This window comes from Ideonella sp. (assembly GCF_041287625.1).
In the GTDB taxonomy this organism is placed as follows: domain Bacteria; phylum Pseudomonadota; class Gammaproteobacteria; order Burkholderiales; family Burkholderiaceae_C; genus Ideonella.
Genome location: NZ_JBGGNH010000068.1, coordinates 150,344 through 176,939, shown reverse-complemented (window position 1 = coordinate 176,939; position 26,596 = coordinate 150,344). Strand labels below are relative to the sequence as shown.

Sequence of the window (26,596 nt, the reverse complement as noted above, 5' to 3'; positions counted from 1 at the left end):
TCCCCGTTCAGGCTGAGCTTGTCGAAGCCCCCTTCGACAAGCTCAGGACGAACGGTTCGGGAACCAACCCTTCGACAGGCTCAGGGCGAACGGAATACAGAAAACGGAACGCGGAACACCGAATTCGGAATACGAAACACAAGAAAAGGCCGCTGCAACAGTCGGCCCGTTCCCGCCGGTCATGGGCATGCAGCCACGGCCGGCCACCACAGAGAAAGAAAGCAGGAGACAAGACATGGAGATTCAATTCAAGCTCGCCGCGGTCGCGCTGTCCGCGTTCCTCACGGCCCCGGCCTTCGCGGTCGACAAGATCGCACTGGTCGTCAAGTCCATGGGCATCGGCTTCTTCGACGCGGCCCACCAGGGCGCGCTGGAGGCCGCCAAGGAGCTGAAGGACGTCGAGATCATCTACACCGGCCCGGCCAAGCCCACGGCCGAGGGCCAGATCGAGATCATCAACTCGCTGATCAACCAGAACGTCAAGGCCATCATCATCTCGGCCAACGACCCGGACGCGCTGGTGCCCATCACCAAGAAGGCGATGCAGCGCGGCATCAAGGTCATCTCGTTCGACTCCGGCATCCGCAAGGACGGCCGGCTGATGCACCTGGCGCCGTCCAACAACGCGCTGATCGGCGAGAAGCTCGTCAAGATGGCCGAGCAGGTCACCGGCAGCGGCGGCGGCGAGATCGCCGTGCTGTCCGCCACCGCGCAGGCCACCAACCAGAACGTCTGGATCGCCGAGATGAAGAAGGTGCTGGCCCAGCCCTCGCACGCCAAGCTGAAGCTGGTCAACGTCGTCTATGGCGACGACCAGACCGACAAGAGCTACCGTGAGGCCCAAGGCCTGTTCAAGAGCTACCCCAATCTGAAGGCCATCGTTGCGCCGACCACCGTGGGCGTGGCCGCCGCGGGCAAGGCCGTGCAGGACGAGAAGAAGGTCGGCCAGGTGTTTGTCACCGGCCTGGGCCTGCCTTCGGAAATGGCCGGCCATGTGCACAGCGGCGCGGTCAAGTCCTTTGCCATCTGGAACCCGATCGACCTGGGCTATGCCAGCGTGCAGATCGCCGAAGCGCTGGTCAAGGGCGCCAAGGCCGAGCCAGGCGGCAAGCTCAGCATGGGCCGCGTGGGCACCGCCACGCTGGACAAGGACAACGAAGCCGCGATGGCCGAGCCCTTCACCTACGACGCCAGCAACGTGGACAGCTTCGCGAAGATTTTCTGAGCCCTTCCCCGTTCTCCCTGAGCCTGTCGAAGGGTTCCTGAACCGTTGGCCCTGAGCCGCCCTCCCCGTTCGGGCTGAGCCTGTCGAAGCCCCTTCGACAAGCTCAGGGCGAACGGAGGGGTAGTCAGCCCGAACGGATGGTGGGGCCACGCGCCTGGAACACTCGACCACCCGAATTCCGTTCGGGCTGAGCCTGTCGAAGCCCCCTTCGACAAGCTCAGGGCGAACGGGGGGGTAGTCAGCCCGAACGGGGGGGCGGATGCTCAGCCGCTACGGAACACAGCATTTCTCATGAACGCATCTCCTCCCCTGCTCTCGCTGCGGGGCCTTCACAAGCGCTTCGGGCCCACGCACGCGCTGCGCGGCGTGGACCTGGAGCTGGTGCCCGGCCAGGCGCTGGCCCTGATCGGCGAAAACGGCGCCGGCAAGTCCACGCTGGTCAAGCTGCTGACCGGCGTGTACGCGCCTGACGAAGGCCAGATCCTGCTGGACGGCCAGCCACTGCGCTTTGCCAATGCCCAGGCCGCGCAGGCGGCCGGCATCGTCGCGGTGCACCAGGAAACGGTGATGTTCGACGAGCTGAGTGCGGCCGAGAACATCTTCATCGGCCGCCAGCCGATGAAAGGCCCGCGCGGCTTCCGGGTGATCGACTGGGCGCGCATGAACCGCGAAGCCCAGCAGGCGCTGGACCAGGTGGGCGCAGGCTTTGCCGCCACCACGCCGGTGCGCCAGCTCAGCCTGGCGCAGCGCCATTTGATCGAGATTGCCCGCGCGCTGTCGCAGCAGGCCCGCGTGGTGATCCTGGACGAACCCACGGCCGCGCTTTCGCAGGCGGAGATCCGCGACTTCTACGGCATCGTGCAGGGCCTTAAAAGCCGCGGGGTTGCCGTCCTGTTCATCACCCACAAGTTCGACGAGATCTTCGCCGTGTGTGACCGCTACGTGGTGCTGCGGGACGGCGCCTCGGTCGGCACCGGCGCGATGGACAAGGCCAACGAGCAGCAGCTGGTCGCGCTGATGGCCGGCCGCAAGATCGAAGACATCTACCCGCACGTGCCGGACCAGCGCGGCGAGCTGCTGCTGCAGGTCAAGGGCCTGTCCCACCCCACCGAGTTCGACGGGCTGGACTTCGAGCTGCACCGCGGCGAGATCCTGGGCTTCTACGGCCTGGTCGGCGCCGGCCGCAGCGAGGCGATGCTGGCGCTGATGGGGCTGAACCCCGGTGTCACCGGCAACGTCAAGCTGGACGGCAAGACGCTGAAGATCAACGAGCCGGCCGACGCGATCTGCGCCGGCCTGGCCTATGTGCCGGAGGAACGCCAGCGCCAGGGCGGCATCCTGTCGTTTTCGGTGATGCACAACATCAGCCTGGCGGCACTCGCCGGTCCACGTGCGGCCGGCAACGAGCGGCTCTCGCGCGGCCCGTGGCTCTCGCAGGCGCGGGAGCAAAGCCTCGCCGCCCGCATGATCGAGCGGCTGCGCATCAAGTGCGCCGGCGCGGACACGCCGCTGTCCGGGCTCTCGGGCGGCAACCAGCAGAAGGTGGTCATCGCCAAGTGGCTGGGTCTGAACCCGCGCATCGTGATCCTGGACGAGCCGACCAAGGGCATCGACGTGGGCGCCAAGCAGGCCGTCTACCAGCTGATTGCCGAGATGGTGGCGCAAGGCCTGGCCGTCATCCTGGTGTCGTCCGAGCTGCCCGAGGTGATGCACCTGGCGCACCGCACCATCGTCATGCGCCGCGGCCTGCAGGTGGCCGAATTCGCACGCGGCGAGGCGGACGCCGAAGCCATCGTTGCGGCGGCCTCCGGGCTGGACGGCGGCCACGCGCCACGCGACGCCGTGCCTGCCAAGGCCTGCACACCGGAGCTGGCCGCATGAAACTCGCCACGTCCCTGATCTCCCGGCGCGATGGCGTGCTGCTCGCCATCATCGCGGTCGTCGCCATCGCGGTCGGCCTGCGCGCCCCCGTGTTCCTCACGCTGCGCAATGCGCTGGACATTGCCAACGACTCGGCCATCCTCGCCATCCTGGTGATGGGGCAGATGCTGGTGCTGCTCACACGCGGCGTGGACCTGTCCGCCGCGTCCAACCTGGCGCTCACCGGCATGCTGTGCGCGCTGGCCGCACGCGCCTGGCCCGGCATGCCGCTGCCGATGTTGCTGCTGTTGGCAGCCGTCATCGGCGCGCTGCTGGGCGCCGTCAACGGCGTGCTGATCACCGCGTTTTCGCTGCCGCCCATCGTCGTCACGCTGGGCACGCTGTCGGCCTACCGCGGCGCCATCTTCCTGGCCAGCGGCGGCGCGTGGATTTCGGACCACCAGATCCACCCGCTCATCAAAGGCCTGCCGCGCGAAACCTGGCTCGGCCTGCCGGCCCTGCTGTGGCTGGCGCTGCTGGCCGTGGCCGCCACCGCCTGGCTGCTGCGCTGGCGGCGCGAGGGCCGCGAGCTGTATGCGCTGGGCGGCAACCCTTCCGCCGCCACCTATGCCGGCATCCCGGTCAACCGCCGCGTGATGATGGCCTACACGCTGTCCGGCCTGTTCGCCGGCATCAGCGGCCTGTTGTGGGTGGGCCGCTATTCCATCGCCTTCACCGAGCTCGCCGCGGGCTACGAGCTGACGGTGATCGCCGCCTGCGTCATCGGCGGCGTGAGCATTGCCGGCGGCATTGGCAGCGTGACCGGTGCGGTGCTGGGCGTGCTGTTCATCGGCGTGGTCAATGGCGCGCTGCCGGTGATCCAGGTCTCGCCGTTCTGGCAGCAGGCGATTGCCGGCGCCGTCATCCTGTTCTCGGTGGCGCTGAACGCACGCAGCCAAGCCAAGGGCGGCCGGCAGATCCTCGAAACGAAGCACACCGCGGTCACCGCAGGAGTTGCCGCATGAAAGCTTTCGACACCTGGGAGCGCGTGCTGCTCGCGCTCATCGTGCTGGTCTACCTGCTGTTCGGCCTCACGGTGGACAACTTCCTCTCGCCCTTTGCGCTGGCCGACAGCACCTACAACTTCTCCGAGAAGGGGCTGATCGCGCTGGCGATGGCGCTGCTGGTCGTCTCGGGCGAGATCGACCTCTCCGTTGCCGCCACGATGGCGCTGTGTTCGCTGGCGATGGGCTTTGCGATGAAGGCCGGCGCCGGCCTGCCGCTGATGCTGCTGGCTGCCCTCGCCACCGGCATCGCCTGCGGCGCGCTGAACGGCTGGCTGGTCACGCGCCTGCAGCTGCCATCCATCGTCGTCACCATCGGCACGCTGTCGCTTTACCGCGGCCTCGCGCTGGTGCTGCTGGGCGACCAGGCCATCACCGGCTATCCCGAAACGCTGAGCACCTGGGGCAACGGCACGCTGGGCGACCTGCTGGGGGTGGAGAAGCTGATCGTGCCGATCGAGTTCGCGGTGCTGCTGCTCGCGGCCGTCGCGGTCGGCCTGCTGCTGCACCGCACGGTGCACGGCCGGCGCATCTACGCGATTGGCGCCAACGCCGTGGCCGCGCGCTTCTCCGGCGTGGCGGTCAACCGCTACCGCTTCGCGCTGTTTGTCTTCGTCGGCATCATGGCCGCGCTGGCCGCCGTGCTGCTCACCGGCCGCATTGGCAGCACCCGCCCCAACCTGGCCATGGGCTGGGAGCTGGACGCGGTGACCATCGTGATCCTCGGCGGCGTGGCCATCGAAGGCGGGCGCGGCAGCGTGCTGGGCACAGTCCTCGCCGCCGTGCTGCTGGGCAGCTTCACCTTCGCCCTGGGCATGCTGAACGTGCCCGGCATCGTGATGTCCATGATCGTCGGCGCGCTGCTCATTGTCTCGATGGTGCTGCCGCGCCTGCTGCGCCGCCTGAAAGCGCCCACTGGCCTGCGCGTGCAAGGAGCGTGAAGCAATGGCCGATGAAAAGCGCGCCTTCCGCATGTTCCTGAACCCCGGCCAGGCGGACGAATACCGCCGCCGGCACGACGCCCTCTGGCCCGAACTGGCCGCGCTGCTGCGCGAGAGCGGCGTGCACGACTACAGCATCTACCTGGACGCCGAATACCACCTGCTGTTCGCCGTGCAACGCCTGCGCCCCGGCCACACGACAGCCAGCCTGCCCGAACACCCGGTGATGCGCCGCTGGTGGGCCCACATGGCCGACCTGATGCGCACCAACGAAGACGGCTCCCCCGTCGTCGAGCCCCTGCCCTGCATGTTCCACATGGACGAATGAGGTTTCTCTTATCCGAGACGTATTGAATCCGTTCAACTGAGTTTTAGATCCGTTCGCCCTGAGCCTGTCGAAGGGTCTCGCTCCCGTACCGTTCGCCCTGAGCCCGTCGAAGGGTCGGCTCCCCTACCGTTCGCCCTGAGCTTGTCGAAGGGCCGGTTCCAGTACCGTTCGCCCTGAGCCCGTCGAAGGGTCGGTTCCCGTACCGTTCGCCCTGAGCCTGTCGAAGGGTAGGTTCCTGAACCGTTCGCCCTGAGCTTGTCGAAGGGTCTGGCTTCGACAGGCTCAGCCCGAACGGGGAGCTGTGTCAGGCACTCTGAAAACCTCAAAATGAACAAGCCCCTGCCCCCCGACGACGATCTGACCCTGGTCCTGGACATCGGCAAGAGCCACGCCAAGCTGGTGCTGATCGACGCCGCAGGCGAGGTCGTGGCCCGCCAGGTCCAGCCCAACCAGAGCACCCCCGGCCCCGGCTACACCGCCCTCGGCGTGCCTGCACTGGAAGCTTGGCTGTTGGCCACCATCCCAGAGCTGCCCCGCCGCCGCGCCATCCGCCGCCTGTCCATCACCACCCACGGCGCCGCCTTCTGCGGCATTGATGACGCCAAGGGCCTGGTGCTGCCGCCCATGGACTACGAATGGGACGGCTACGGCGACACCCGAGCCGAATGGCAGGCCCTGGCCGACCCCTTCGAAGAAACAGGCACCCCTTTCCTGCCCATGGGCCTGAACGCCGGCCTGCAACTGCACTGGCTGCAGCGCCACCACGGCGAGGCCTGCGCCCGCGTCCAGCACTGGCTGCCCTACCCCCAATACTGGGCCTGGTGGTTCAGCGGCGTGGCCTGCAGCGAAGTCTCGTCCCTCGGCTGCCACACCGGCCTCTGGTCCCCCACCCAAGCCGACTTCAGCCCCTGGGCCTACCGCGCAGGCCTGGCCGCCCGCTTCGCCCCCATCCGCCGCGCCTGGGAAGCCATCGGCACCCTGCGCCCCGCCCTCGCCCAACGCCTGGACCTGCCCCCCGACATCCAAGTCATGGCCGGCTCCCACGACAGCAACGCCTGCCTCGCCCGCTACCTGCGCAGCGACCCGAACGCGCTGGTGCTGTCAACCGGCACCTGGTGCGTGCTGATGGCGCCGGGGGCTTCGGTTGAAGGCCTGGATGCCACGCGCGATGAACTCGTGAACGTCGCGGTCGATGGCCGGCCGGTGCCGACTGCGCGGTTCATGGGCGGGCGGGAGTTCGCCGTGTTGTGTGGAGAGGCGTCGCCGGAGTTGGCGACGGTGGAGGCGCTGGCGGAGGTGATGCGGGAGGGGTGGAAGGCGGTGCCGGCGTTTACGGAGACTGGCGGGCCGTTTCCGGGGCAGCGGGGGCGGGTGCTGCGGCGAGGTATCGAAATTTCGATTGATGCCGTACCGCTTGCGCTTCGGCCTGCGTTGGCTTCGCTTTACTGTGCGGAGGTGACCGCAGCGATGGTTCAGCGTTTAGACCCGCAGGCTGCCGCGGACAGTTTGATTCTTGAGGGACCGTTGGCGGCGAATAAGGCGTTCTGCGAAGCACTCGGCAGGTTCATCGAACCGCGGAGGTTGGTGATCAGCCAGGACGATGTGGAAGGCACTGCACGCGGTGCCTGGCTCCTGGGACAGTCCGACGGCGGGAATTTACGCGCGAGGAAGTCCCTGAAAAAAGGCCCTAATCGGCGCCACCCTAGTTAGCCAATCTTTCGATAGGCCGTGTTGCTGGTCATGCTTCCCGGGACCTTTTCGATCATCCCGGCGGCGACCATACGAGCGAATATCGAACGGATGCGCCAGTCTTCGCGGATCACGCATATCTCGCGCGCCTCGCCATTGCTGATGGAGTCGTGCGACTCCAAGAACGTCATGATTCGTTCTTCCGGTGATGCAAGCTGCTCATGCCGGATGACGACGAGCACGCTCGACTCTCTCTGAACGATCTCTGGCTCTTTCAGATAAAGCAACTTCATCGCGCGAAAGGCTGTGTTGAGCCCTTCACCGACGTCCTTGTTTGGGGGATTGGGGAACTTGTTGATGACCCGAACGATGTTGCCATTACGAGCGAATCGCTCATCGAGAATGTTATGCGGCGTAATGTGGCCCGGCAGACTACCTGGACTCTCAACCTCGACTCGGTTGTCGTAGATCCGAATATGGATGTCATCGGGAATGCTGTAGTCGCGGTGAAGAACAGCGTTCGTGATGATCTCGTGCAGCGTCTCTTCGGGATACTCGACTGAATCCAGTCCCTGCGGGGTCATCCTTCGGATGCCCTCGATGATCGTCTTGGTCATGGCGACTGCCTCATAGACTTGTCGGTAGGCGCAGCCTTCCACCGTACGCGGAACCCCGTCCAACGCCTCCCGCGTTCCCTCGTCGGCAGCGGTTCGATACCGGTACACCTTGATGCCACACCGCTTTGGCAGCAGCGCCTGAGGCTCGTCGGCAAAGAGGACTACTCCCGCGACCGTTGGTTTGTCGTCAATGATGAGTTGCTGTTTTCGCAGCCAGCGGTCTGGCTCTTGATGCGGAACAATCTCGAGAATGAAGCTGATCGTCTCTTCGCTGTTAGTGACTGCCTCATCCTTAGCATCTACCGTCATAGTCTCGAAGGACGAGAGTCCCTTGTTCAGACGAAGACGCTCAAGCGCCTCGGGCTGCGAGATGGGCAGGTTCTGGGCACCTCGGCGGATGTACACCTCGTTGTTGGTCGTGCGAATGATGTCGCGGTTCTTGTGAACCTCGATTTGAACAACACCGCCCGGCCGCCCCTCAGCCTCGAGCCACGTCACGCGGCAGCCTTGGCCGAGCGGCAAGACCGCGTTGATGACTTGCAAGAGGCCGTTTGCTGACTCTTGGTCATCAAAGCCGTCCCACGTCTTCGGTCCACCTGCAGAGGGCTCTTGTATGCCGACGAACAACTCCCCGCCGTCCGAGTTGGCGAAGGCAGCGATGCTTCGCGTCAGCTTTCCAGGTGCGATCGCCTTCGCCTTGAAATCCAAGAAGTGGCTCTCAACCATAGCGAAGAGCTTCTCGACCTCATGGGCCGTCAATGTTGCAGTCTGCATTCAGCTTTCCTCACGGCCCTGTGGGGACCGCAACCCACAAGCTTACCGTGTGCTGCAGGAAGGGGCTCAGCAGCTACTGCCGATGGGTGGGCTGTGAGGCCTAACGAATAGCGTTTATCCGCCAAGCGCGCAGGCTGGAATTGGCGGCATGGAGTGGCCGTGGCCTGCACCCCTCCGCGCCGAGGGCTAGGTCCCCCCTCGCCGTCCCGCAGTCCTTCAATTTCGCCGCCGAACACCGCTGGTGCAAATGTGAAGTGGCGGGAAGGCCGTCGGTGAAGGAATGCAGATTCGGACAAGCGCCTGGGCTACCGCTCCCTGAAACACCAAAGCCCCGCAATGCGGGGCTTTGAGTCAGAGCGCGGATCGGTTGCTGGCTGACTGGCAGTTCAGACACGCTTGCCCGTCACCACCACGATCTGCAGCGGGGCTGCGTCAGCCACCCGGGCCATCGCGACCAAGGCCGCATCGCTGCGAGCCTGGGCCAGCTGAGCTTCCTTGACCTGAGCACCTGCGATCTGCGTGACGCTGCCCAGGACTGCAAACGTGACCACCGCAGCCAAGCCAGCGAAGCTCAGGCGAGCGGTGCTGGAAACGGCAGAGAAGCGGGTGGTGGCGGTGGTCATTTGCGGGCTCCAGTCAGTGGCTGTTGGGGTGTCGATGGATGTACTTTATGAAGACGGACCAACTACCGCGAGCGACTTGCGATGAACTGCAGGGGCGGCGGCGCGGAGCGCTGTCGGCGGAGATGAGCGGCGGCAAGGGTGAATGGGCTTGCCCGTGGGTACGCAACGCGGCAGGCGAGCGGCTGGAGCAGGCTTCGGCGCAGGCGTTGGTGGACGACAGCCCCGGACTACTTCTGCTTCGTCCCCGAGTACGAATTCGCCCCGCGAATGAGCGAGAACCCAGCCGCCGTTCCGTCGCCCGTCAACTCGAAGCGAATCGACATGTCCTGCGCCGTCATGAAGTAGGCGGTCTTGGACTCTGGGAAGAGTTCCATGCGCTTGGGGCCGAACAGGTCGCTCTGGAAGTAAAGGTGCTCGCCTTCGGCGATCACCTGGGCGGGCTTGGCCAGCAGTTGGTAGCTGCCAGCCACCGCCTTGTTTGCGGCGGCGTCCGGCTTGGCGGCCAGTTTCTCGGTCACCTGGAATTCGGGCCAGCCGTATTCGGCGGCGATGCTGCAGAGGACTTCGTCGATGAGCGCGGCGCCGTTTGCGCCGTTGGTCATCACCACGGCGCCTTGGCCGGAGCGGGTGTAGCCGTAGACCTGCGAGCGAAAGCCTTCGGTGCCGCCGCTGTGGCTGAAGCTGGTGGTCTGGCCCAGGTTTTCGACGAAGAAGCCCAGGCCGTATTCGCCCAGGCCGCGGGTCAGCATGGTCGAGGCCATGCCGCGCGACAGCAGCTTGTTGGACTGGCCGGCCTCCGCACGCTGGACTTCGGTGATGACACGCGCCAGGTCAGTGGGCGTGGTCCACAAACCGGCCGCGGCGGATTCCGGGTACACGTGCCAGCCGCCTTTGACGGCCGTGCCGTCGGCGCTGTGGCCGGTCGCCGCCAGTTCACGCCAGCCGGGCGGCAGCGACTGCGCAAACGTGCTGTGGGCCATGCCCAAGGGGCTCAACACTGCCGCCTGCATGTACTGCTCGAACGGCTGCTGGCTGGCCTCGCTCATCATCAGCTGGACGACGCTGAAGCCGCCGCCGGAATAGCGCCACGCGCTGCCGGGCACGGCCTCGACACGGACCGGGGCGGAGTTCGCAGGCGGCAGGCCATCGAGCACCTGCGGCAGCGTCGGGATCTTCTGGCCGGTTTCATAGCCATCGAAGCCGTGCACCGACAGGCCCGCGCTGTGGTTGAGCAGCATGCGCAGGCTGACCTCATGGCCCGCGGTGAACGCATTGCCCGGAATCTGCCAAGCAGACAGCTGCCGATTCGCCGCCCCGTCCAGCGAGAGCTTGCCCCGTTCGACCAGGCGCAACGCGCCGATGGCGCTGACGGCCTTGCTGACGGACGCCGCCTGGAACAGCGTGGTGGTCGTCGCGGGTCGTTGGCTCGCGGCATCGAGCACGCCGTAGGCACGTGCCCATGCGACCTGGCCGTGGTCGATCACGGCAATGCTGACAGCCGGCACTTGATGGAACGCCATGCGCTCGGCGATGGCCATCTTGCGGTTCGGCGAATCCTTGACCACGACCCGCGTGGACAGGCCTTGCGCCACCCGTGAAATGCGCGCCTCGTCGGCCGTTGATGCGGGCGGTTCGGAGACCGTGGGCTCGGCCGCGTGAACCTGCAGGCACAGCGCCAACAGAAGGAGCGCGCCGCACGACATGCGTTGTTGTTGGTGTTTCATCGAAGGAGCGTTTCGTCATGGGCAGCAAGCGCGGCGGCGTCCGCCTTGGCGACTTGCCCGGCGGGGAACAGCGCCCCGCCGCCGTGGGTTGTACCAAGAGACAGCGTCGATGCAGGCCGTGGCACCCAAAAACGACAAAGCCCCGCGATGCGGGGCTTTGAGTCGGAGCGCAAATCGGATGCTGACTGGCAGCTCAGGCACGCTTGCCCGTCACAACCACGATCTGCATCGGGGCTGCATCAGCCACCCGGGCCATCGCGACCAGCGCGGCATCGCTGCGGGCCTGGGCCAGTTGGGCGTCCTTGACCTGCGCACTGGCGATCTGCGTGACGCTGCCCAGGACCGCGAACGTGACCACCGCAGCCAGGCCGGCGAAGCTCAGGCGAGCGGTGCTGGAAACAGAGGCGAAGCGGGTGTTGGCGGTGGTCATTTAGGGGCTCCAGTCAGTGGCTGTTCGGGTGTCGATGGATGCACTTTATGAAACCAAACCGATCACTGCGAGCGGCTTGCGACGAACTGCAGGGAAGGCGGCGCGGAGCGCTGCCAGGACGGGATGAGCGGTGGCGTGGGGCACGCCAGCCATGGTCCGCGAGCCGGCCGCACTCAAATACCTGGCCGGGCAGCCGATATCCCTGCATTGCGGCGCCATCCGAGCCCCGGCAACCACCACAGCGGCGCCATGGGCGCCGCACTTCTGGAAGCATTGCATGAACTTCAGCTCTCGATTGTTCGTCTGCGCCGCGGTGCCGGCAGCCCTGTTCATCGCCGCACTCTCCACCGGCCTCTGGAGCCTGGTGCGCACACAGGACGAGTTCGACCGATACATCAGCACCGAGCAGGCTGCCGCCAGCGGCCTGTCGGAAATGTATGCACAGGGCCTGCAGATGGGTCAGGCGCTGCGCAACATCGTGCTCGACCCTGCCAACAAGAAGGCTTACGACAACTTCACGAGCGCCGAAGCCGGCTATGAAAAGGCCAGGGCCGAGACCGGGCAGGCCGTGCGTGGCACGCCGGCCCAGGCCAGCCTGGACAGCCTGGCGCCCTTGCGCGAGGGGCTGGCCGCCAAACAGAAGGTGGTGCTGGGATTGGTGAGCACCGATCCAGCCGCGGCGGCCAAGGCCTTGACTGCCGGCGAGACACCGGCCTGGCGCAGCCTGCGCGCCAAGCTGCTCGAGCAGATTGACGCCGGTCGCAAGACCGCCATCGAGACACATGCCAAAACCAAGCAGCGCGCCAACCAGACGACGGTGCTGACGCTTGCGCTGGCGGTGGTGGCGGCTGCGGTAGCGGTTGGCCTTTGCTGGGCGATGCGCCGCACGGTGGCGCGTGAACTCGGCGGCGATCCCGCCGGGGCCCGCGAGGCCTTGCGCCGCATGGCCGACGGCGACCTCGGCTTCGAGCTTGCGGTGGTGCCCCCGGCCGGCAGCCTGATGGGCGAACTGCTGCGCACTCAGCACCGACTGCAGGAATTGGTGAGTCAAGTCCACGCCAGCACCGAAAGCATCAACACCGCCAGCAGCGAAATCGCCACCGGCAACCACGACCTGAGCCTGCGCACCGAACAAACGGCCTCCAGCCTGCAGGAAACCGCCTCGTCGATGGAGCAGCTCACCAGCAACGTCAAACAGGCGGCCGATGCAGCTCACCAGGCCAACCAGTTGGCCACTTCGGCGGCCGAGGTGGCCCAGCGTGGTGGCAATGTGGTGGCGCAGGTGGTCTCGACCATGGGCCAGATCAACACCAGCTCAAAGAAGATCGCCGACATCATCGGCGTCATCGACGGCATTGCGTTCCAGACCAACATCCTGGCGCTGAACGCCGCAGTGGAGGCGGCGCGTGCCGGTGAACAGGGCCGCGGTTTCGCCGTGGTTGCCAGCGAAGTGCGCAGCCTGGCGCAGCGCAGCGCCACCGCGGCGCGCGAGATCAAGTCCTTGATCGGCGCCTCTGTGGACAACGTGGAAGGTGGCTCGCGCCTGGTGGCCGATGCCGGCCGCACGATGACGGAAATCGTCACCTCGGTGCAGCGGGTCGCCGACATCGTCGGCGAGATCACCAGCGCCGCGGGCGAACAGTCAGCGGGCATCGGCCAGATCAACATGGCGGTGAACCAGCTCGACCAGATGACGCAGCAGAACGCTGCGCTGGTGGAGGAATCGGCCGCCGCCGCGCAGTCGATGAAAGACCAGGTGGTGCGGCTTTCCGGCGTGGTCGGCACTTTCAGGCTGCGCGCCAAGGCCTGAACGACGCTTTCACGTCCCGGCGGTCTGGACGCCGGGTCGGCCGCCTCCATGCGCCCCCCAAAGTGGACGCGGGTCGCGCAAACAACAAAGCCCCGCAATGCGGGGCTTTGAGTGGGAGCGCGAATCGGGTTCTGGCGCGTAGATCAGGCACGCTTGCCCGTCACGACGACGATCTGCACCGGCGCCGCGTCCGCCTGATGGGCCATCGCGACCAGCGCTGCATCGCTGCGCGCCTGGGCCAGCTGGGCCTCCTTGACCTGGGCGCCAGCGATCTGCGTGACGCTGCCCAGGACAGCCAACGTGACCACCGCAGCCAAGCCGGCGAAGCTCAGGCGAGCGGTGCTGGAAACGGCAGAGAAGCGGGTGTTAGTGGTGGTCATTTGCGGGCTCCAGTCAGTGGCTGTTGGGGTGTCGATGGATGTACTTTATGAAGCCGGGCCGATCGCCGCGAGCGGCTTGCGACGAACTGCAGGGAAGGCGGCGCGGAGCGCTGCCAGGACGGGATGAGCGGTGGCGTGGGCCAGCCCGCTATAGTCCGGCCCCCTGCCCGCCGACTGGCCTTTCATCCAGCTTTCCCCATGAGCCTCGCCGACCTTCGCACGGCCCTGAACGCCGAGCTGGCGGCCACGCCTGAGTACTACGACTTCAAGGTACTGCGCACCGAGCGCGAAGGTGCGCTGTGGCGCGTGACCCTGGCGCCGGGGTATGTGTTTGCGGAGGGGCAACGGCCGGGGCAGGCTTCGGCGCAGGCCTTGCTGGACGACAGCCTGGATGGGGCTTCGGCCTGGTGGGGCTCGCCGGAGAAAGGCGGCGCCAGCGTGCTGGCGGTGGTGGTGGAAGACGACCAGCTGGTGCTGCAGAACGCGAGTTCGCCGCCGCCGGGGACTGACCTGTTGATCCGCCTGTACCCGCCGCGCTTCCTGAATGCGGTGGCGGATGCCTGGTGGGACACGCCCTGGGCCGAACGGGCGCTGGACTGCTTGCCGGATCTGGCGCGGCCGGAAGTGCTGGCCGACGGAGCGGTGCTGACCGGCGAACCGTTTCGCTGGCTGCGGCCGGCGCAGCGGCAGGCGCTGTCGCTGCCGAGGGCCAGCAGCGGCTTCCTGTGGGGGCCGCCTGGCACCGGCAAGACGACCACGCTGGGTGTGATGCTGGCCGAGTACCTGGAGCGCCGGCCGCAGGCGCGCGTGCTGCTGCTGTCCACCACCAACCAGGCGGTGGACCTGGCGACGCTGGCGGTGGACAAGGCGCTGCAGAAAGGTCGCAGGGAAACCTTGCGGTCGACCGTGCGCCGCCTCGGCACGCGCTTCGACGCGGCGGCCTACGCCGGCCGCGAGCACCTGCTGCCGACGGACGACCACGACCTGATTGGCCGCCTGGCGCGGGCCGAGGCGGCGCGGCCGTCCCCGCGGGAGGCCGCGAAGCTGAAAGCCTGGGCGGACCGGCTGGCCGCGCTGCGCGAGGAGCTGCGCGCCCAGTCGCTGAAGGTGCTGCGCAGCTGCCGGCTGGTGAGCATGACCACCACGCGCGCAGCCTTCACGCTGAAGACGCTGCGCGAGCTGGCGCCTGGAGACGACGAACCACCGTTCGACCTGCTGGTGTTCGACGAGGCCAGCCAGGTGAGCCTGGCGCATGCGCTGGCCTTGATGCCGCTGGGCCGTGCGCGGCTGTTTGCCGGCGACCCGCAGCAGCTCTCGCCGGTGCTGCGCAGCGACGACCGGCTGGCGCGCCGCTGGCTGGGCCGCTCGGCGTTTGGTGAGATGCCACCGCGCGGCGCTTCCGTGGCTTTGTTGGACGAACAGTCGCGCATGGCGGGGCCGATCAGCGAGCTGGTGAGCGACCTGTTCTACGACGGCGCGCAGCGCGTGGCCGACGACGCCTTGGCCTCGCCTGCCTGGCTGGCGGCACGCCAGCGCGCGCTGGGCGACGCGGACGCCAGCACGCATGTGCATGTGCACCGCCTGAAGACCGATGGCGCCTGGTCGGCCGCGGAGCGCGGGCCGGTGCGCCGCGAGTCGGCCGAGCTGATCGCCACCACAGTAGCCGCCGCGCTGGCCAGCGGCAAATGGCAGCCGCAGGAGCTGATCGTGCTGACGCCGTTCCGCGCGCAGCGGGCGCTGATCCGCCAGCGGCTGTGGGCCCACGGCGTGCCGGAAACGGTGAAGGTCAGCACGGTGCACCGGGCGCAAGGCAGCGAGGCGCCGGCGGTCCTGTTCGACCCCGCCGATGGCGCCCAGCCCTTCCTGCAGACCGAAGAAGCGCAGCGCCTGCTGAACGTGGCGCTCAGCCGGGCGCAGGCCAAGGTGCTGGTCTACCTGTCGGCGGCAGACGTCACGAACCCGATGCTGGCCGCGCTGGTGCAGCGCCTGAAGCTGGGCAGCGACACACGCGAAGCCGTGCCGCTGCTGGCCCTGGCGCGCCAGCCCGGCTTCCCGGCCAATGCGCTGGGCCTGCGCGTGAGCGCCGGGCGCCACACCGGCGAGGTCTCGCGGCTGAGCCCGGACGGGACGCAGTTCTGGCTGGTCAACGAGCGCAGCGGCGCCGAGCAGCTGTTCGACGCCGAGTTCTGGCGCGCCAAGGCGCGCGGCTGAACACCGCCACCGCTACGGACCGGCCGCATCCAGCTGCTCGCGCAGATAGCGCCCGGGCGGCAGGCCCACGTGGCGCGTGAACGCCACGTTGAAGGTGCTGGCCGAGCTGTAGCCCACGCGCTGCGCCACCTCGGCAATGCCGGCTTGCCTGGCGCGCAGCAGTTGCTTGGCCATGGCCATGCGCCAGGCCAACAGGTAGGCCATTGGCGCCATGCCCACCGCGCGGCTGAAGCGCTCGAAGAAGGTGGAGCGCGACAGTGCGGCTTCCTTGGCCAGCAAGGCGACTGTCCACGGCCGGGTCGGGCTTTCGTGCATGTGGCGCAAGGCGACCGCGACCCGCGCGTCAGCCAGGCCACGCGCAAGGCCAGGCGAGCTGGCGCTGCCGGCGCCTGAGCGCAGCGCCTCGATGAACAGCACTTCGAGCAGGCGCGCCAGCACCACCTCGCGCGCCGGCCGCTGCTCGCGCGATTCGTCCACCACCAGCTGCACCAGCGTGGCCAGCCGGGCTTGGCCGCGCACGTGCACAAGCTCGGGCAGCAGCGTGACCAGCAGCGCCGCGTCTGGCGAGGCAAAGCCGCAGTAGCCCACCAGCAGGCGGACCTCGGCAGGGCCACCGGGCCGGCCGTGCCGGGTTTCGCCAGGCAGCAGCGTGACGGTCGATGGGGCGTTGCCACCGGGCGTGGGCGACTCCAGGCCCGACATCGTGAAACCGTGAGCCGACGGGATCAGCACGAAGTCATCCCGTTCGAGCGTGATCGGCGCGTGGCCGTCGGCTTCGAGACGGCACGCGCCTTCGAGGATCACGCAATAGAACGGCTGGCCGGCTTCCGAGCGGCGCACGGTCCAGGCGCCTGCGCCGCTGGCGATCTTGGAGAACCGGGCGCCGGGCTGCAGCAGCGAAACCACCTCGGTCAGTGGATCGACCATCGTCGGACTTCCGAACAATGAATTCGGACTTTTGATTGTGGACCGTCCGGACTGTAGAACCTATCGTCTGTTCATCGCAAGTCCCCGCAATCCTTCAAAGGACCCCTCATGAAAACCATCCTGATCACCGGCTGCTCGTCCGGCTTTGGCCTGGCAACCGCCAGGCATTTCCTTGCCAACGACTGGCAGGTCATCGCCACGATGCGCACGCCGCGCGAAGACCTGCTGCCGAAGTCCGAGCGCCTGAGGATGCTGGCGCTGGACGTGGCGGACCCCGAAAGCATTCGCCAGGCGGTGGCGGCGGCAGGGCCGATCGACCTGCTGGTCAACAACGCCGGCATCGGCCTGCTGGGCGTCTTCGAAGGCAGTTCGATGGACCTGGCCCGCGAGATCTTCGAGACCAACACCATGGGCACCTTGATGCTGACGCAGGCGGTGTTGCCGCAGTTCAGGCAGCGGCGGTCCGGTGTCATCGTCAACGTGTCGTCCAGCACCACGCTGCTGCCGTTGCCGCTGCTCTCGGTCTACACCGCGAGCAAGGCAGCGGTCAACGCCTTCACCGAGTCGCTTGCGCTGGAGTTGAGGCCGTTCAATGTGCGGGTCAACCTGGTGCTGCCAGGGCGCTCGCCCGAGACCTCGTTTGGCAAGAACGCGCAGCCGCGCATGCAGGGCGGCGTGCCGCAGGCGTATGCCGAATTCGCGCAAGGCGTCTTCACGGCCATGGGCCAATCGCAAGGCCCGGTGACGCATGCGGAGGATGTGGTGGCGGCCATCTGGCGCGCGGCGAATGATCCGTCGTGCCCCGTGCGCTTGCCGGCGGGCGCGGACGCGGTGGCGCTGGCGGGGGTACGCTGAAGCTGCCTCGCCGGCAGCAGCGAGAATCTGGCGCTCGCCGCCTCGCCACACGCCTTCATGCAAGCCCTGCTCGACGCCATCCGCACGATGGCCCTCTCCACCGACGCCCAGCGCATCTTCCACGGCCGCGGTGGCCTGCATCCCGGTTGCGAACACCTGTCGCTGGACTTCTTCCCGCCCGTGTGGGTGCTGACCAGCTTCCAGCCTGTGGCGGACGAGGAACTGGCCGCCGTGGGCGAAGCGCTGGCGCAGCGCTGGGCACAGCTGGCGCCGGGCCAGCCGCTGAACTGGGTCTTCCAGTGCCGGCACGAAGGCAAGAGCAGCACGCAGCTGATGGCCGGCGCGGTGCCGGACCCGCACTGGGTCAGCGAAGACGGGGCACGCTTTCGGGTGCACGTGGGCAAGGGGCAGAACCACGGCCTGTTCCTGGACATGGCCGAGGGCCGGCGCTGGGTGCGCAAGCATGTGGCCGAACACACCACCGAAGACCATCGCGTGCGGGTGCTGAACCTGTTCGCCTACACCTGCGCGTTTTCGGTGGTGGCCCTGCAGGCCGGCGCGCGGCAGGTGGTGAACCTGGACATGAGCCAGGGCGCGCTGGGCATCGGCCAGCAGAACCACCGCTTCAATGACGTGTCCGCCAACGCCAGTTTCCTGCCGCACGACCTGTTCAGCTCCTGGGGCAAGGTGACGCGCAGCGGGCCTTACGGGCTGATCATCGTGGACCCGCCCAGCTACCAGAAAGGCAGCTTCGTCGCGACCAAGGACTACGCCCGGCTCATCAAACGCCTGCCGGACCTGCTGGAACCAGACGGCCACGTCTTGCTGTGCCTCAATGCGCCGGAACTGGGGCCGGCTTTCCTGCAGGACCCGATGCGTGAACTGGCGCCGGAGCTGACGTTCGTGGAACGCGTGGCCAACCCGCCGGCGTTTGCCGACGTGTCTGACCAGCGCTCACTGAAGGTGCTGGTGTACCGCGCGCCGCCGCTGATGAAGGCCGATTAACTGCCTGCGGCGACATGCGCCGCAAAAGCCTGCACCTTGGCCGACTGGCGGCGCTGCGGCGGGCTCACCAGGTGGATGGGCAGCGGCGGCGCGGGCCAGTCCGGCAGCAGCCGCTGCACCTCGCCGGAAGCCAGTTCTGCCTCGAACAGCCAGGTGGGCGCCTGGCCGATGCCCATGCCGGACAGCACCGAGGCACGGATGACCTCGCTGCTGTCGGTCTGCAGATTGCCCTGAGCCCGCAACGTGACCTGGGTGCCCACGGCCACTGGCGCGCCCGGGCCGGCAGTGAAGGTCCAGCTGATGGCGCTGTTCAGTTCGGAGTAGACGATGCAGTTGTGCTGCAGCACGTCTTCCGGCAGGCGCGGCGCCTGCAGGCCGGGCGGTAGCGCGCGCAGGTACTCGCGGCTGGCCAGCAGCACGCGATGGGTGCTGCCCACGCGACGCGCCACCAGCGAACTGTCGGCCAGCTCGCCAATGCGCACCGCCACGTCGATGCCCTGCTCCACCAGGTCCACGAAGCCGTCGTCCAGCCGCAGGTCGATCTTCACCGCCGGATGCGCGGCCAGGAAGCTCTTCACCAGCGGCAGCAGCTTCAGCCGGCCATAGGCGACCGACGAGGCCACGCGCAGCCAGCCGCTGAGCTGCTGCTCGCCTTCGCGTGCCGCGCCTTCGGCCTCGGCGATTTCGCCGACCAGCCGGCGCGCCTGCTCGAAGTAGCGGCTGCCGGCTTCCGTCAGCGCCAGCGAGCGCGTGGTGCGGCTGAGCAGCCTGGCGCCCAGCGCGTGCTCCAGCGCCGCCACCTGCTTGCTCACCGCGCTCTGCGTGGACTGCGTCTCGCGCGCCACGGCCGAGAAGCTGCCGCTCTCGACCACGCGCACAAAGGTCTGCATGGCTGCCAGCCGGTCCATGTCGTTCGCCTTCATTCATTCCAGATAGGACTGGATGTTAGGCGGATTGGCTGGCTAGTGCGTTTGGCGGGCGCGAATCACAGTCCAACCCATCGATTCACCCCTTGAAGGAAACCCAGATGAACACCGCAACCCACACCCCCGTCGTGCTGATCACCGGCGCGCTCACCGGCATTGGCCGCGCCACGGCGCTGGCCTTTGCCCGCGAAGGCGCCAGCGTGGTCGTCTCCGGCCGCCGCGACGAAGCCGGCCAGGCGCTGGCCACGGAGCTGCGCGCGCTGGGCGTGCAGGCCGAATACCTGCGGGCCGACGTGCGCATGGAAGCCGACGTGCGCGGCCTGGTCGACCAGGTCGTCGAACGCTTCGGCCGGCTCGACGTGGCCGTCAACAACGCCGGCACCGAAGGCACGCTGGGCGCCGTCACCGAGCAGACGGCCGAGAACTACGAAGCCACCTTCAGCACCAATGTGCTGGGCACCTTGCTGGCGCTGAAGCACCAGATGCGCGTGATGCTCAAGCAGGGCGCGGGCGCCATCGTCAATGTCTCGTCCATGGCCGGCCAGGTCGGCATCCCAGGCGCTTCGGTCTACGTGGCCAGCAAGCATGCGGTGGAAGGCCTGACCAAGAGCGCTGCGCTGGAAGGCGCCGGAGCCGGCGTGCGGGTCAACGCAGTCGCCCCGGGCCCGGTCGCCACGCAGATGCTGGACCGCTTCGTCGGCAACAACGAGTCCAACAAGGCCGGCTTCCTGGCGACCATCCCGGCCCGCCGCGCGGCGCAGCCCGAGGAGATCGCGCAGACCATCGTCTTCCTGGCCAGCGACAAGGCGCGCTACCTGACGGGCCAGTCGGTGGCGGTGGACGGCGGCTACACGGCGCAGTGAGTTCAGCCGCGGCGCGCCCTGGCCGGCGCGGCGCCGCGGGCGGCCTTGCTGCCGCCCCGCCCGCCGCCGCCGGACAGGTTGGCCGCGATCATCGCGGCCAGCAGCAGCACCAGCCACGAGAAGTACAGCCACAGCAGGAACAGCGGGAAGGCCGCGAAGGCGCCGTACACGGCCTTGTAGGTCGGCAGCTTGACCAGGTAGGCCGCGAAGCCGCGCTTGCCCAGTTCCAGCGCGGCGCTGGCCAGCAGCGCGCCGAAGAATGCGTGGCCCAGCGGCACCTGGGCGTTGGGCACGAAGCGGAACAGCGCCGTCAGCGCGGCCAGGAACAGCAGCGCCGGCCCCAGGTCCAGCACGAAATGCAGCGAAGGCGGCAGCGCGCCGATCAGGCCCATGGACGCGCCCAGCAGGTAGGAGCTGGCCCACAGGCTCAAGGCCAGCACCGGCGGGCCCACGGCCAGCATCAGCAGGTACAGGCCCACACGCTTGAAGAACGGCCGGTTGCGCTTGACCTGCCACATCTGGTTGAGCGCGTTTTCCACCGTGAGCAGCATCGCCACGGCCGTCACCAGCAGGAACAGCGAGCCCAGCCAGGTCAGGCCGTCCGCATTCGCGGCGAACTGATTCAGGTACTTCAACACCGTGCGCGAAATGTCCGCCGGCAGCAGGCCCTTGAGCACGTAGTCGTCGATCACGCCTTCGAGCCGGCTGAACATCGGCACCCGCGTGAACAGCGCGAAGCTCACCGCTAGCAGCGGCACGGCGGACAGCAGGCTGGTGAAGGTCAGGCTGCCAGCGACCTGCACCAGGCGCTCCTTGCGGGCGCGTTGAATCGTGAGTCGGATCAGGCTGAACATGCGGGGCGGAGGGAAGCGGACATGTGATTGTGCGGGGCGAGCCAGAATGCCGCCCATGCAGCATCTGAAGTTTTGGGTCTTGGCGCTACTCGGCCTGGCCGCGTGCCGTGCGCACGCGGCCGGCGACGCCGTTGCCGGCAAGGCGGCCTTTGCGCCCTGCGCCTCCTGCCACCAGGTCGGCCCCTCTGCACGCGCCGGCTTCGGGCCGCAGCTCAACGGCATCATCGGCCGGCCGGCAGGCGCCACGGCGGACTACACCTATTCGGCCGCGATGAAAAACTCGAAGATCGTCTGGACCGAGCAGACGCTGGCCGCCTTCATCAAGGACCAGAACAGCGTGGTGCCCGGCACCAGGATGCGCTTTGCCAGCTGGGGTTATGGCGACCAGAAGATCGCCGACCTGCTGGCCTACCTTCGCACCTTCCAGGCCCGATGAAAGCGACCCGGTCTTGACGCCGCTGTCCCGGCTCTCGGCCGACTGGCCCCACATCAGCGCGCTGCTGGACCAGGCGCTGGCCCTCCCGCTGGCGCAGCGCGAGGCCTGGCTGGCGGCACTGGCGGGGCCGGACGCCGCCCACCGCGAGCCCCTGCGCCAACTGCTCGCCACGCAGGCCGAACTCGAAGGCGGCGATTTCCTGCAGGCGCTGCCGCAGCTGCCCGACACCCGCAGCAGTGGCGAGCCGGCGCCCGGCCTGCGGGTCGGCCCGTGGCGGCTGGTCTTGGAGATTGGCCGCGGCGGCATGGGCAGCGTGTGGCTGGCCGAGCGGGCCGACGGGCTGATGGACCGCCGCGTGGCGCTGAAGCTGCCGCGCGTGACCTGGCACGACGCCTTCACTGAACGGCTGGCGCGCGAGCGCCGCATCCTCGCCGGGCTGGAGCACCCCCACATCGCGCGGCTCTACGACGTGGGCCAGGACGACGCGGGCCGGCCCTGGCTGGCGATGGAGCACGTCGAGGGCGAAGCCATCGACACCTGGTGCCGCCAGCATGCGCTGACGCTGCGCGAGCGCGTGGCGCTGGTGCTGCAGGTGGCCGACGCGGTGGCCCATGCGCATGCGCGGCTGGTGGTGCACCGCGACCTGAAGCCGGCCAACATCCTGGTCACGCCGGCCGGCCAGACCAAGCTGCTGGACTTCGGCATTGCCAAGCTGCTGGAGGACGACGGCCCGGCCGACGCGACCGCACTGACCGAGCTGACCGGTCGCGCGATGACGCTGGCCTATGCCAGCCCGGAGCAGGTGCGCGGCGAGCCCCTGGGCACGGCGAGCGACATTTACTCGCTGGGCGTGGTCGCCTGCGAACTGCTGGCCGGCGGCCGCCCCTACCGCACTCGCCACGCCAGCCGGGCCGAGCTGGAAGAGGCCATCGTCTCGCAGCAGGAACTGCGTGCCAGTGACGTAGCGCCGGACCGCGCCACCGCCCGCGCACTGCGCGGCGACCTGGACGCGGTGCTGGGCACGGCGCTGAAGAAGGCGACCGCCGAGCGCTACCCGACCATGGACGCCTTCGCCCGCGACCTGCGCCGCTGGCTGGCCGGCGAGCCGGTGGAGGCGCGGCCCGATGGTTGGCGCTACCGCACGGCCAAGTTCGTGCTGCGCCACCGCGTGCCGGTGGCCGCCGGCACGGCCGTGGTGCTGGCACTGGCCGTGGGTGCCACCGTGGCGCTCTGGCAGGCACGGCAGGCCGGGCTGCAAGCCCACAAGGCACTGGCCGAGGCGGCCACCGCCAAGGCGGTTCAGGACTTCCTCGAAGACATCTTCCAGCTCAACGGCGGCGATGCCGACGACCCCGACAGCGCCCGGCAGACCACGGCAAGCGAGTTGCTGGCGCGCGGCGAAGCCCGCATAGACAGTTCGCTGGCCGACGCACCCGAGGCGCACCTGCGGCTGTTGGGCACCATGGCCGCAATGTACAGCGGCATGGCGGCACTCGAAAAGGCCGCCGAACTGCAGCAGCGCCGCGTGGCGCTGGCCCGCACACGCTTTGGTGCCGACAGCCGCGAAGCCGCCGAGGCGCTGGCCGCGCAAGGCGCCGCGCTGGCCTTGCTGGACCGGCGGCGCGAAGCCAGTGCGGCCGTGAACGAGGCGGCGGGCCTGCTCGATAGGCTGGGCGACAGCGCCAGCAGCGCGCGCTTCAGCATCGAGATGACGCGTGCATTGATCGGCCAGCGCGCCGACTACCCGGCCGGGCTTGCGGCCGCCGAACGCGCGGTGGCCATCGCCCGCCAGCGCCATGCACGGGGCGACCTGGTGCGCGCGCTGCAGGTGCGCAGCGAGATCGCGGCCAGCACCGGCGAGCAAGCGCTGGCGCGGGACAGCGCGCAGGAGGCCATCGCCATCGCCGAGCAGGACCTGAAGCAAGGCGGCAACCAGCTCTCGGCGCTGTACGTGTCGCTGGCCGATGCGCAGGTGGGCCTGAACGCGCTGGACGAGGCCGACGCGAGCTTCCAGCGCGCCATCGCGATTGCCGACCAACGCAACCGCATCGCGCCGATCTACCGCCACACCGCCGAGCGCCGCTACGGCAGCTTCCTGCGCCGCTACGGCCGGCTGCGCGAAGCCGTGGCCATGCACCAGCCGGGCTATGCCTGGGCGCGCGCCAACCCGGCCGGCTACGGCACCATCGCGCCGATGCTGGTGGTCGAATACGGCCGCGCGCTCGCGGCCTACGGCCGGCCGGAGCAGGGCCTGGCGGTGTACGACGAAGGCCTGACGCTGCAGCAGCGCTCGGGTGGCAACGCGCCCGAAACGGTGGCCTCGATCCGGCTGTTCCGCGGCCAGGCGCTGCTGGACCTGGGCCGGCTGGACGAGGCGCGTGCCGAGTCGCGCCAGGCGCATGCGTATTTCGACCTCGGCAAGTCCGGCACGCCGCCCGCGCTGGCGGCGCTGGACCGCGGCATCGAGCTGCGCGCCGGCCATGCCGCGGCCGTGTTGCGGGCCTGGCAGGCCGCGCGCGTGACCCGGCAGCAGCCGGCCGATCCCGAGCTGTCTGCCGCGCCCGGCCTGCTCACCGAAGCGGCCCGGCTGCACCTGGCGGCGGGCGACGGGGCGCGCAGCGCAGCGCTGGCCCAGGCGGCGCTGCAGCAGGTCACGCAAGACCCGCAGCGGGCCTGGCGCGCGGAGCTGGAGGCCGATGCCACGCGCACGCTGGGCGAGGCCTTGTTGCAACAAGGCGAGGCCGGCCCGGCGCGCGAAAACCTGGCGCGCGCGCTGGTGCTGGCGCAGCAGGTGCGTGACCCGCAGCGCAGCCCGGCCGTGGCCGACACGCTCGCCGCACTGGCGCTGGCGCAGGCCCGCACCGGCGATACCGCGGGCGCCAGGGCCTCGGCCGAGCAGGCGCGCCGCATCCGCGCGACGCACGCCGACGGCGTGTCGCCCACGGCACCGTAGGCCAGCGCGCGACGGCTTCGAGCGGGCCGCCGCAAGCTGTCGAAAGCCTGTCGTAGGTGGAAACCGACGCACGCTGCGGAGGGGGCATTCCTACATTGGCGTACCGCAATTCAGCATTCCATGCGGACCCAACCCATGACAGACCAAAACCTTGCCCGCGGCGTGTTCCTGGCCGCCGTTTCACTCGCCTTCGGGCTGGGGGCGTACATCGACTACCCCCTTGGCACTTTCAACCGCGCGGGCCCCGGGCTGTTCCCGCTGATGGTGAGCAGCCTGCTGCTGCTCATCGCGCTGGCAATGATCGTGCGCTCGCGTTTCGTCGCGCAGGTCCCGATGCACTTCAACATGAAGAACATCGGCCTGCTGATGGTGGCGCTGTGCGGCTTTGCCGCCCTCTCCAAGCTGCTGGACATGGCGGTGGGCATCACCTTCATGGTCTTCGTGGCGGGCTTCGCGGCCACCTCGTATTCCTTCAAGCGCAACTGCATCATTTCCGCCAGCCTGATCGCCGTCGCGTTCGGGTTCCAGCACCTGCTCGGCCTCAACCTTCCGCTGTTCTGATGGACATCCTGCACAACCTCGCTTTTGGCTTCGGCCAGGCGCTGACCTTCCAGAACCTGATGTATTGCGCCATCGGGTGCACGGTCGGCACGCTGGTCGGCCTGCTGCCCGGCCTCGGCCCGCTGGCCACCATCAGCCTGCTGCTGCCGCTGACCTATTCCATCCCCACCGGCGGCGCGCTGATCATGCTGGCCGGCATCTACTACGGGGCCCAGTACGGGGACAGCGTGAGCGCGATCACGATGAAGATCCCGCATGCCAGCAGCATCGTGGCCTGCATCGACGGCTACGCGATGACGCTCAAGGGCAAGACCGGCCTGGCGCTGTTCACGGCCGGCGTGTCGAGCTTCATCGGCGGCACCGTGTCCATCATCGTCATCTCCTGCCTGGCGCCGGCGCTGGGTGAGGTGGCGCTGCTGTTCGGGCCGGCCGACTACTGCGCGCTGATGCTGGTGGGCTTTGTCTGCGTGAGCTTCGTGACCACCGGCAGCCTGCTCAACGGCCTGGCGATGTGCCTGATCGGCGTGCTGCTCGGCCAGGTCGGCACCGACGTGACCAGCGGCATGCCGCGCTACACCTTCGACCTGCCGCAGCTGGCCGACGGCGTGGGCCTGGTCAGCGTGGCGCTGGGCTGCTTCGGCATTGCCGAGATCACCAAGAACCTGGACGAGAAGCAGCAGCGCACGCCCTTCAACGGCGCGATCAAGCTGATGCCGACCTGGGCGGAGTTCAAGCGCATCATCCCCAGCGCGCTGCGCGGCAGCATCGTGGGTTCGGCGCTGGGCATCCTGCCCGGCGGTGGCCCGGTGATCGCCCAGTTCGCGGCCTACGCGCTGGACAAGAAGGTCAGCAAGTACCGCCACGAGATTGGCGACGGCGCGATCGAAGGCGTGGCCGGCCAGGCCGCGGCAGACGAAGCGGCAGCCCGCACCAGCTTCATCCCGCTGATGAGCATCGGCATTCCGGAGAACCCGGTGATGGCGCTGATGATGGCCGCGTTCATCATCAAGGGCATCCAGCCGGGCCCGAACATGATCACCGAGCATGCCGACCTGTTCTGGGGCCTGGTGGCCAGCATGTGGATCGGCAACTGCTTCCTGCTGGTGCTGAACGTGCCGCTGGTGCGCTACTGGCTGTCGGTCTTCAAGATCCCGTACTACGCGCTGTTCCCGGCCATCCTGTTCTTCTGCTGCATCGGCACCTACAGCGTCAACAACAACCTGGACGACATCTTCACCACGGCAGCCTTCGGCCTGGGCGGCTACATCTTCATGCGACTGGGCATGGACGCCGCGCCGCTGATGCTGGGCTTCATCCTCGGCCCGATGCTCGAAGAGAACTTCCGCCGCGCGATGCTGATCAGCCGCGGGCACTTCGGGGTGTTCGTCGAGCGGCCCATCAGCGGCACGCTGATCGGGCTGATCGGTGCTTTCATCATCTGGCAGCTGGTGGTGTTCTTCCGCAGCTCACGGGCCGGCAAGCCGGCCCTGGCGGTGCCGGCGGCGCTCGGCCCCGTCGAAGAGACCAAGCCGGCCTGAGC

Annotated in this window: 23 protein-coding genes; 15 read left to right on the top strand and 8 right to left on the bottom strand. The window is 68.3% G+C overall.

Annotated features, from left to right (window positions below; translation table 11 throughout):
- Nucleotides 1–235 precede the first annotated feature (235 nt).
- The 6 genes from rhaS to ACAH41_RS25690 all read left to right on the top strand — a co-directional run bounded on the left by rhaS (nucleotide 236) and on the right by ACAH41_RS25690 (nucleotide 7,128).
- Nucleotides 236–1,225, top strand: coding sequence for a rhamnose ABC transporter substrate-binding protein (rhaS, locus tag ACAH41_RS25715; protein WP_325650735.1), 990 nt, complete (start codon nucleotides 236–238; stop codon nucleotides 1,223–1,225).
- A 291-nt stretch (nucleotides 1,226–1,516) separates the two neighbouring features.
- On the top strand, nucleotides 1,517–3,106 hold the full coding sequence (locus ACAH41_RS25710; protein WP_325650737.1) for a sugar ABC transporter ATP-binding protein: 1,590 nt from the start codon (nucleotides 1,517–1,519) through the stop codon (nucleotides 3,104–3,106).
- Complete coding sequence (locus ACAH41_RS25705) at nucleotides 3,103–4,110, top strand: ABC transporter permease (RefSeq protein WP_325650739.1); 1,008 nt, start codon at nucleotides 3,103–3,105, stop codon at nucleotides 4,108–4,110. The genes ACAH41_RS25710 and ACAH41_RS25705 overlap by 4 nt, the downstream gene beginning before the upstream one ends.
- Complete coding sequence (locus tag ACAH41_RS25700; protein ID WP_325650742.1) at nucleotides 4,107–5,090, top strand: ABC transporter permease; 984 nt, start codon at nucleotides 4,107–4,109, stop codon at nucleotides 5,088–5,090. Before ACAH41_RS25705 ends, ACAH41_RS25700 begins: the two co-directional genes overlap by 4 nt.
- Before the next feature lie 4 nt (nucleotides 5,091–5,094).
- The gene (locus ACAH41_RS25695) at nucleotides 5,095–5,418 is read left to right on the top strand and encodes an L-rhamnose mutarotase (RefSeq protein WP_325650743.1); all 324 of its coding nucleotides are present in this window, start codon (nucleotides 5,095–5,097) and stop codon (nucleotides 5,416–5,418) included.
- Between the two features lie 327 nt (nucleotides 5,419–5,745).
- Entirely contained in the window at nucleotides 5,746–7,128 is a 1,383-nt protein-coding gene (locus tag ACAH41_RS25690) for an FGGY family carbohydrate kinase (RefSeq protein WP_325650745.1), read from the top strand.
- Here ACAH41_RS25690 and ACAH41_RS25685 read toward each other — a convergent pair.
- From ACAH41_RS25685 to ACAH41_RS25670, 4 genes are all read right to left on the bottom strand, one after another.
- The gene (locus ACAH41_RS25685) at nucleotides 7,125–8,498 is read right to left on the bottom strand and encodes an ATP-binding protein (protein ID WP_325650747.1); all 1,374 of its coding nucleotides are present in this window, start codon (nucleotides 8,496–8,498) and stop codon (nucleotides 7,125–7,127) included. The genes ACAH41_RS25690 and ACAH41_RS25685 overlap by 4 nt on opposite strands.
- 386 nt (nucleotides 8,499–8,884) lie before the next feature.
- Complete coding sequence (locus tag ACAH41_RS25680; RefSeq protein WP_325650749.1) at nucleotides 8,885–9,121, bottom strand: hypothetical protein; 237 nt, start codon at nucleotides 9,119–9,121, stop codon at nucleotides 8,885–8,887.
- A gap of 227 nt (nucleotides 9,122–9,348) precedes the next feature.
- Entirely contained in the window at nucleotides 9,349–10,845 is a 1,497-nt protein-coding gene (locus ACAH41_RS25675; RefSeq protein ID WP_325650751.1) for a serine hydrolase domain-containing protein, read from the bottom strand.
- A 193-nt stretch (nucleotides 10,846–11,038) separates the two neighbouring features.
- The gene (locus ACAH41_RS25670) at nucleotides 11,039–11,275 is read right to left on the bottom strand and encodes a hypothetical protein (RefSeq protein WP_325650753.1); all 237 of its coding nucleotides are present in this window, start codon (nucleotides 11,273–11,275) and stop codon (nucleotides 11,039–11,041) included.
- Nucleotides 11,276–11,552: 277 nt separating this feature from the next.
- On the opposite strand from ACAH41_RS25670, the gene ACAH41_RS25665 reads away from it, so the two are divergent.
- Complete coding sequence (locus ACAH41_RS25665; RefSeq protein ID WP_325650755.1) at nucleotides 11,553–13,085, top strand: methyl-accepting chemotaxis protein; 1,533 nt, start codon at nucleotides 11,553–11,555, stop codon at nucleotides 13,083–13,085.
- A 143-nt stretch (nucleotides 13,086–13,228) separates the two neighbouring features.
- Here ACAH41_RS25665 and ACAH41_RS25660 read toward each other — a convergent pair whose 3' ends face one another.
- Nucleotides 13,229–13,465 (bottom strand): hypothetical protein, encoded by a 237-nt coding sequence (locus ACAH41_RS25660; RefSeq protein ID WP_325650756.1) that lies wholly within the window; start codon nucleotides 13,463–13,465, stop codon nucleotides 13,229–13,231.
- A gap of 198 nt (nucleotides 13,466–13,663) precedes the next feature.
- Between ACAH41_RS25660 and ACAH41_RS25655 the strand changes: the two genes are divergently transcribed.
- Nucleotides 13,664–15,676: an AAA domain-containing protein gene (locus tag ACAH41_RS25655; protein WP_325650758.1), complete on the top strand. Its 2,013-nt coding sequence runs from the start codon at nucleotides 13,664–13,666 to the stop codon at nucleotides 15,674–15,676.
- 12 nt (nucleotides 15,677–15,688) lie between these two features.
- Here the strand turns inward: ACAH41_RS25655 and ACAH41_RS25650 are convergent, their stop codons facing one another.
- The gene (locus ACAH41_RS25650) at nucleotides 15,689–16,603 is read right to left on the bottom strand and encodes an AraC family transcriptional regulator (protein WP_325650760.1); all 915 of its coding nucleotides are present in this window, start codon (nucleotides 16,601–16,603) and stop codon (nucleotides 15,689–15,691) included.
- A 108-nt stretch (nucleotides 16,604–16,711) separates the two neighbouring features.
- Here ACAH41_RS25650 and ACAH41_RS25645 point away from each other — a divergent pair, with 108 nt between their 5' ends.
- Together ACAH41_RS25645 and ACAH41_RS25640 are read left to right on the top strand one after the other, a co-directional pair.
- A complete protein-coding gene (locus tag ACAH41_RS25645) occupies nucleotides 16,712–17,458 on the top strand; it encodes an SDR family oxidoreductase (RefSeq protein WP_325650761.1) in 747 nt (248 codons plus the stop codon).
- A 57-nt stretch (nucleotides 17,459–17,515) separates the two neighbouring features.
- Entirely contained in the window at nucleotides 17,516–18,463 is a 948-nt protein-coding gene (locus ACAH41_RS25640; RefSeq protein WP_325650762.1) for a class I SAM-dependent methyltransferase, read from the top strand.
- Here ACAH41_RS25640 and ACAH41_RS25635 read toward each other — a convergent pair.
- Nucleotides 18,460–19,386 (bottom strand): LysR family transcriptional regulator, encoded by a 927-nt coding sequence (locus tag ACAH41_RS25635; RefSeq protein ID WP_325650763.1) that lies wholly within the window; start codon nucleotides 19,384–19,386, stop codon nucleotides 18,460–18,462. The genes ACAH41_RS25640 and ACAH41_RS25635 overlap by 4 nt on opposite strands.
- A 104-nt stretch (nucleotides 19,387–19,490) precedes the next feature.
- Here ACAH41_RS25635 and ACAH41_RS25630 point away from each other — a divergent pair, with 104 nt between their 5' ends.
- Entirely contained in the window at nucleotides 19,491–20,252 is a 762-nt protein-coding gene (locus tag ACAH41_RS25630; RefSeq protein ID WP_325650764.1) for a glucose 1-dehydrogenase, read from the top strand.
- 2 nt (nucleotides 20,253–20,254) lie between these two features.
- On the opposite strand, the gene ACAH41_RS25625 is transcribed toward ACAH41_RS25630, so the two are convergent.
- Nucleotides 20,255–21,106, bottom strand: coding sequence for a YihY family inner membrane protein (locus tag ACAH41_RS25625; protein WP_325650766.1), 852 nt, complete (start codon nucleotides 21,104–21,106; stop codon nucleotides 20,255–20,257).
- A gap of 55 nt (nucleotides 21,107–21,161) precedes the next feature.
- Between ACAH41_RS25625 and ACAH41_RS25620 the strand changes: the two genes are divergently transcribed.
- From ACAH41_RS25620 to ACAH41_RS25605, 4 genes are all read left to right on the top strand, one after another.
- The gene (locus ACAH41_RS25620) at nucleotides 21,162–21,542 is read left to right on the top strand and encodes a c-type cytochrome (protein ID WP_325650768.1); all 381 of its coding nucleotides are present in this window, start codon (nucleotides 21,162–21,164) and stop codon (nucleotides 21,540–21,542) included.
- A gap of 13 nt (nucleotides 21,543–21,555) precedes the next feature.
- Complete coding sequence (locus tag ACAH41_RS25615) at nucleotides 21,556–24,495, top strand: serine/threonine-protein kinase (RefSeq protein ID WP_325650769.1); 2,940 nt, start codon at nucleotides 21,556–21,558, stop codon at nucleotides 24,493–24,495.
- Nucleotides 24,496–24,630: 135 nt separating this feature from the next.
- On the top strand, nucleotides 24,631–25,056 hold the full coding sequence (locus tag ACAH41_RS25610) for a tripartite tricarboxylate transporter TctB family protein (RefSeq protein ID WP_325650771.1): 426 nt from the start codon (nucleotides 24,631–24,633) through the stop codon (nucleotides 25,054–25,056).
- Nucleotides 25,056–26,594: a tripartite tricarboxylate transporter permease gene (locus ACAH41_RS25605; RefSeq protein WP_325650773.1), complete on the top strand. Its 1,539-nt coding sequence runs from the start codon at nucleotides 25,056–25,058 to the stop codon at nucleotides 26,592–26,594. The genes ACAH41_RS25610 and ACAH41_RS25605 overlap by 1 nt, the downstream gene beginning before the upstream one ends.
- Nucleotides 26,595–26,596: the final 2 nt, after the last annotated feature.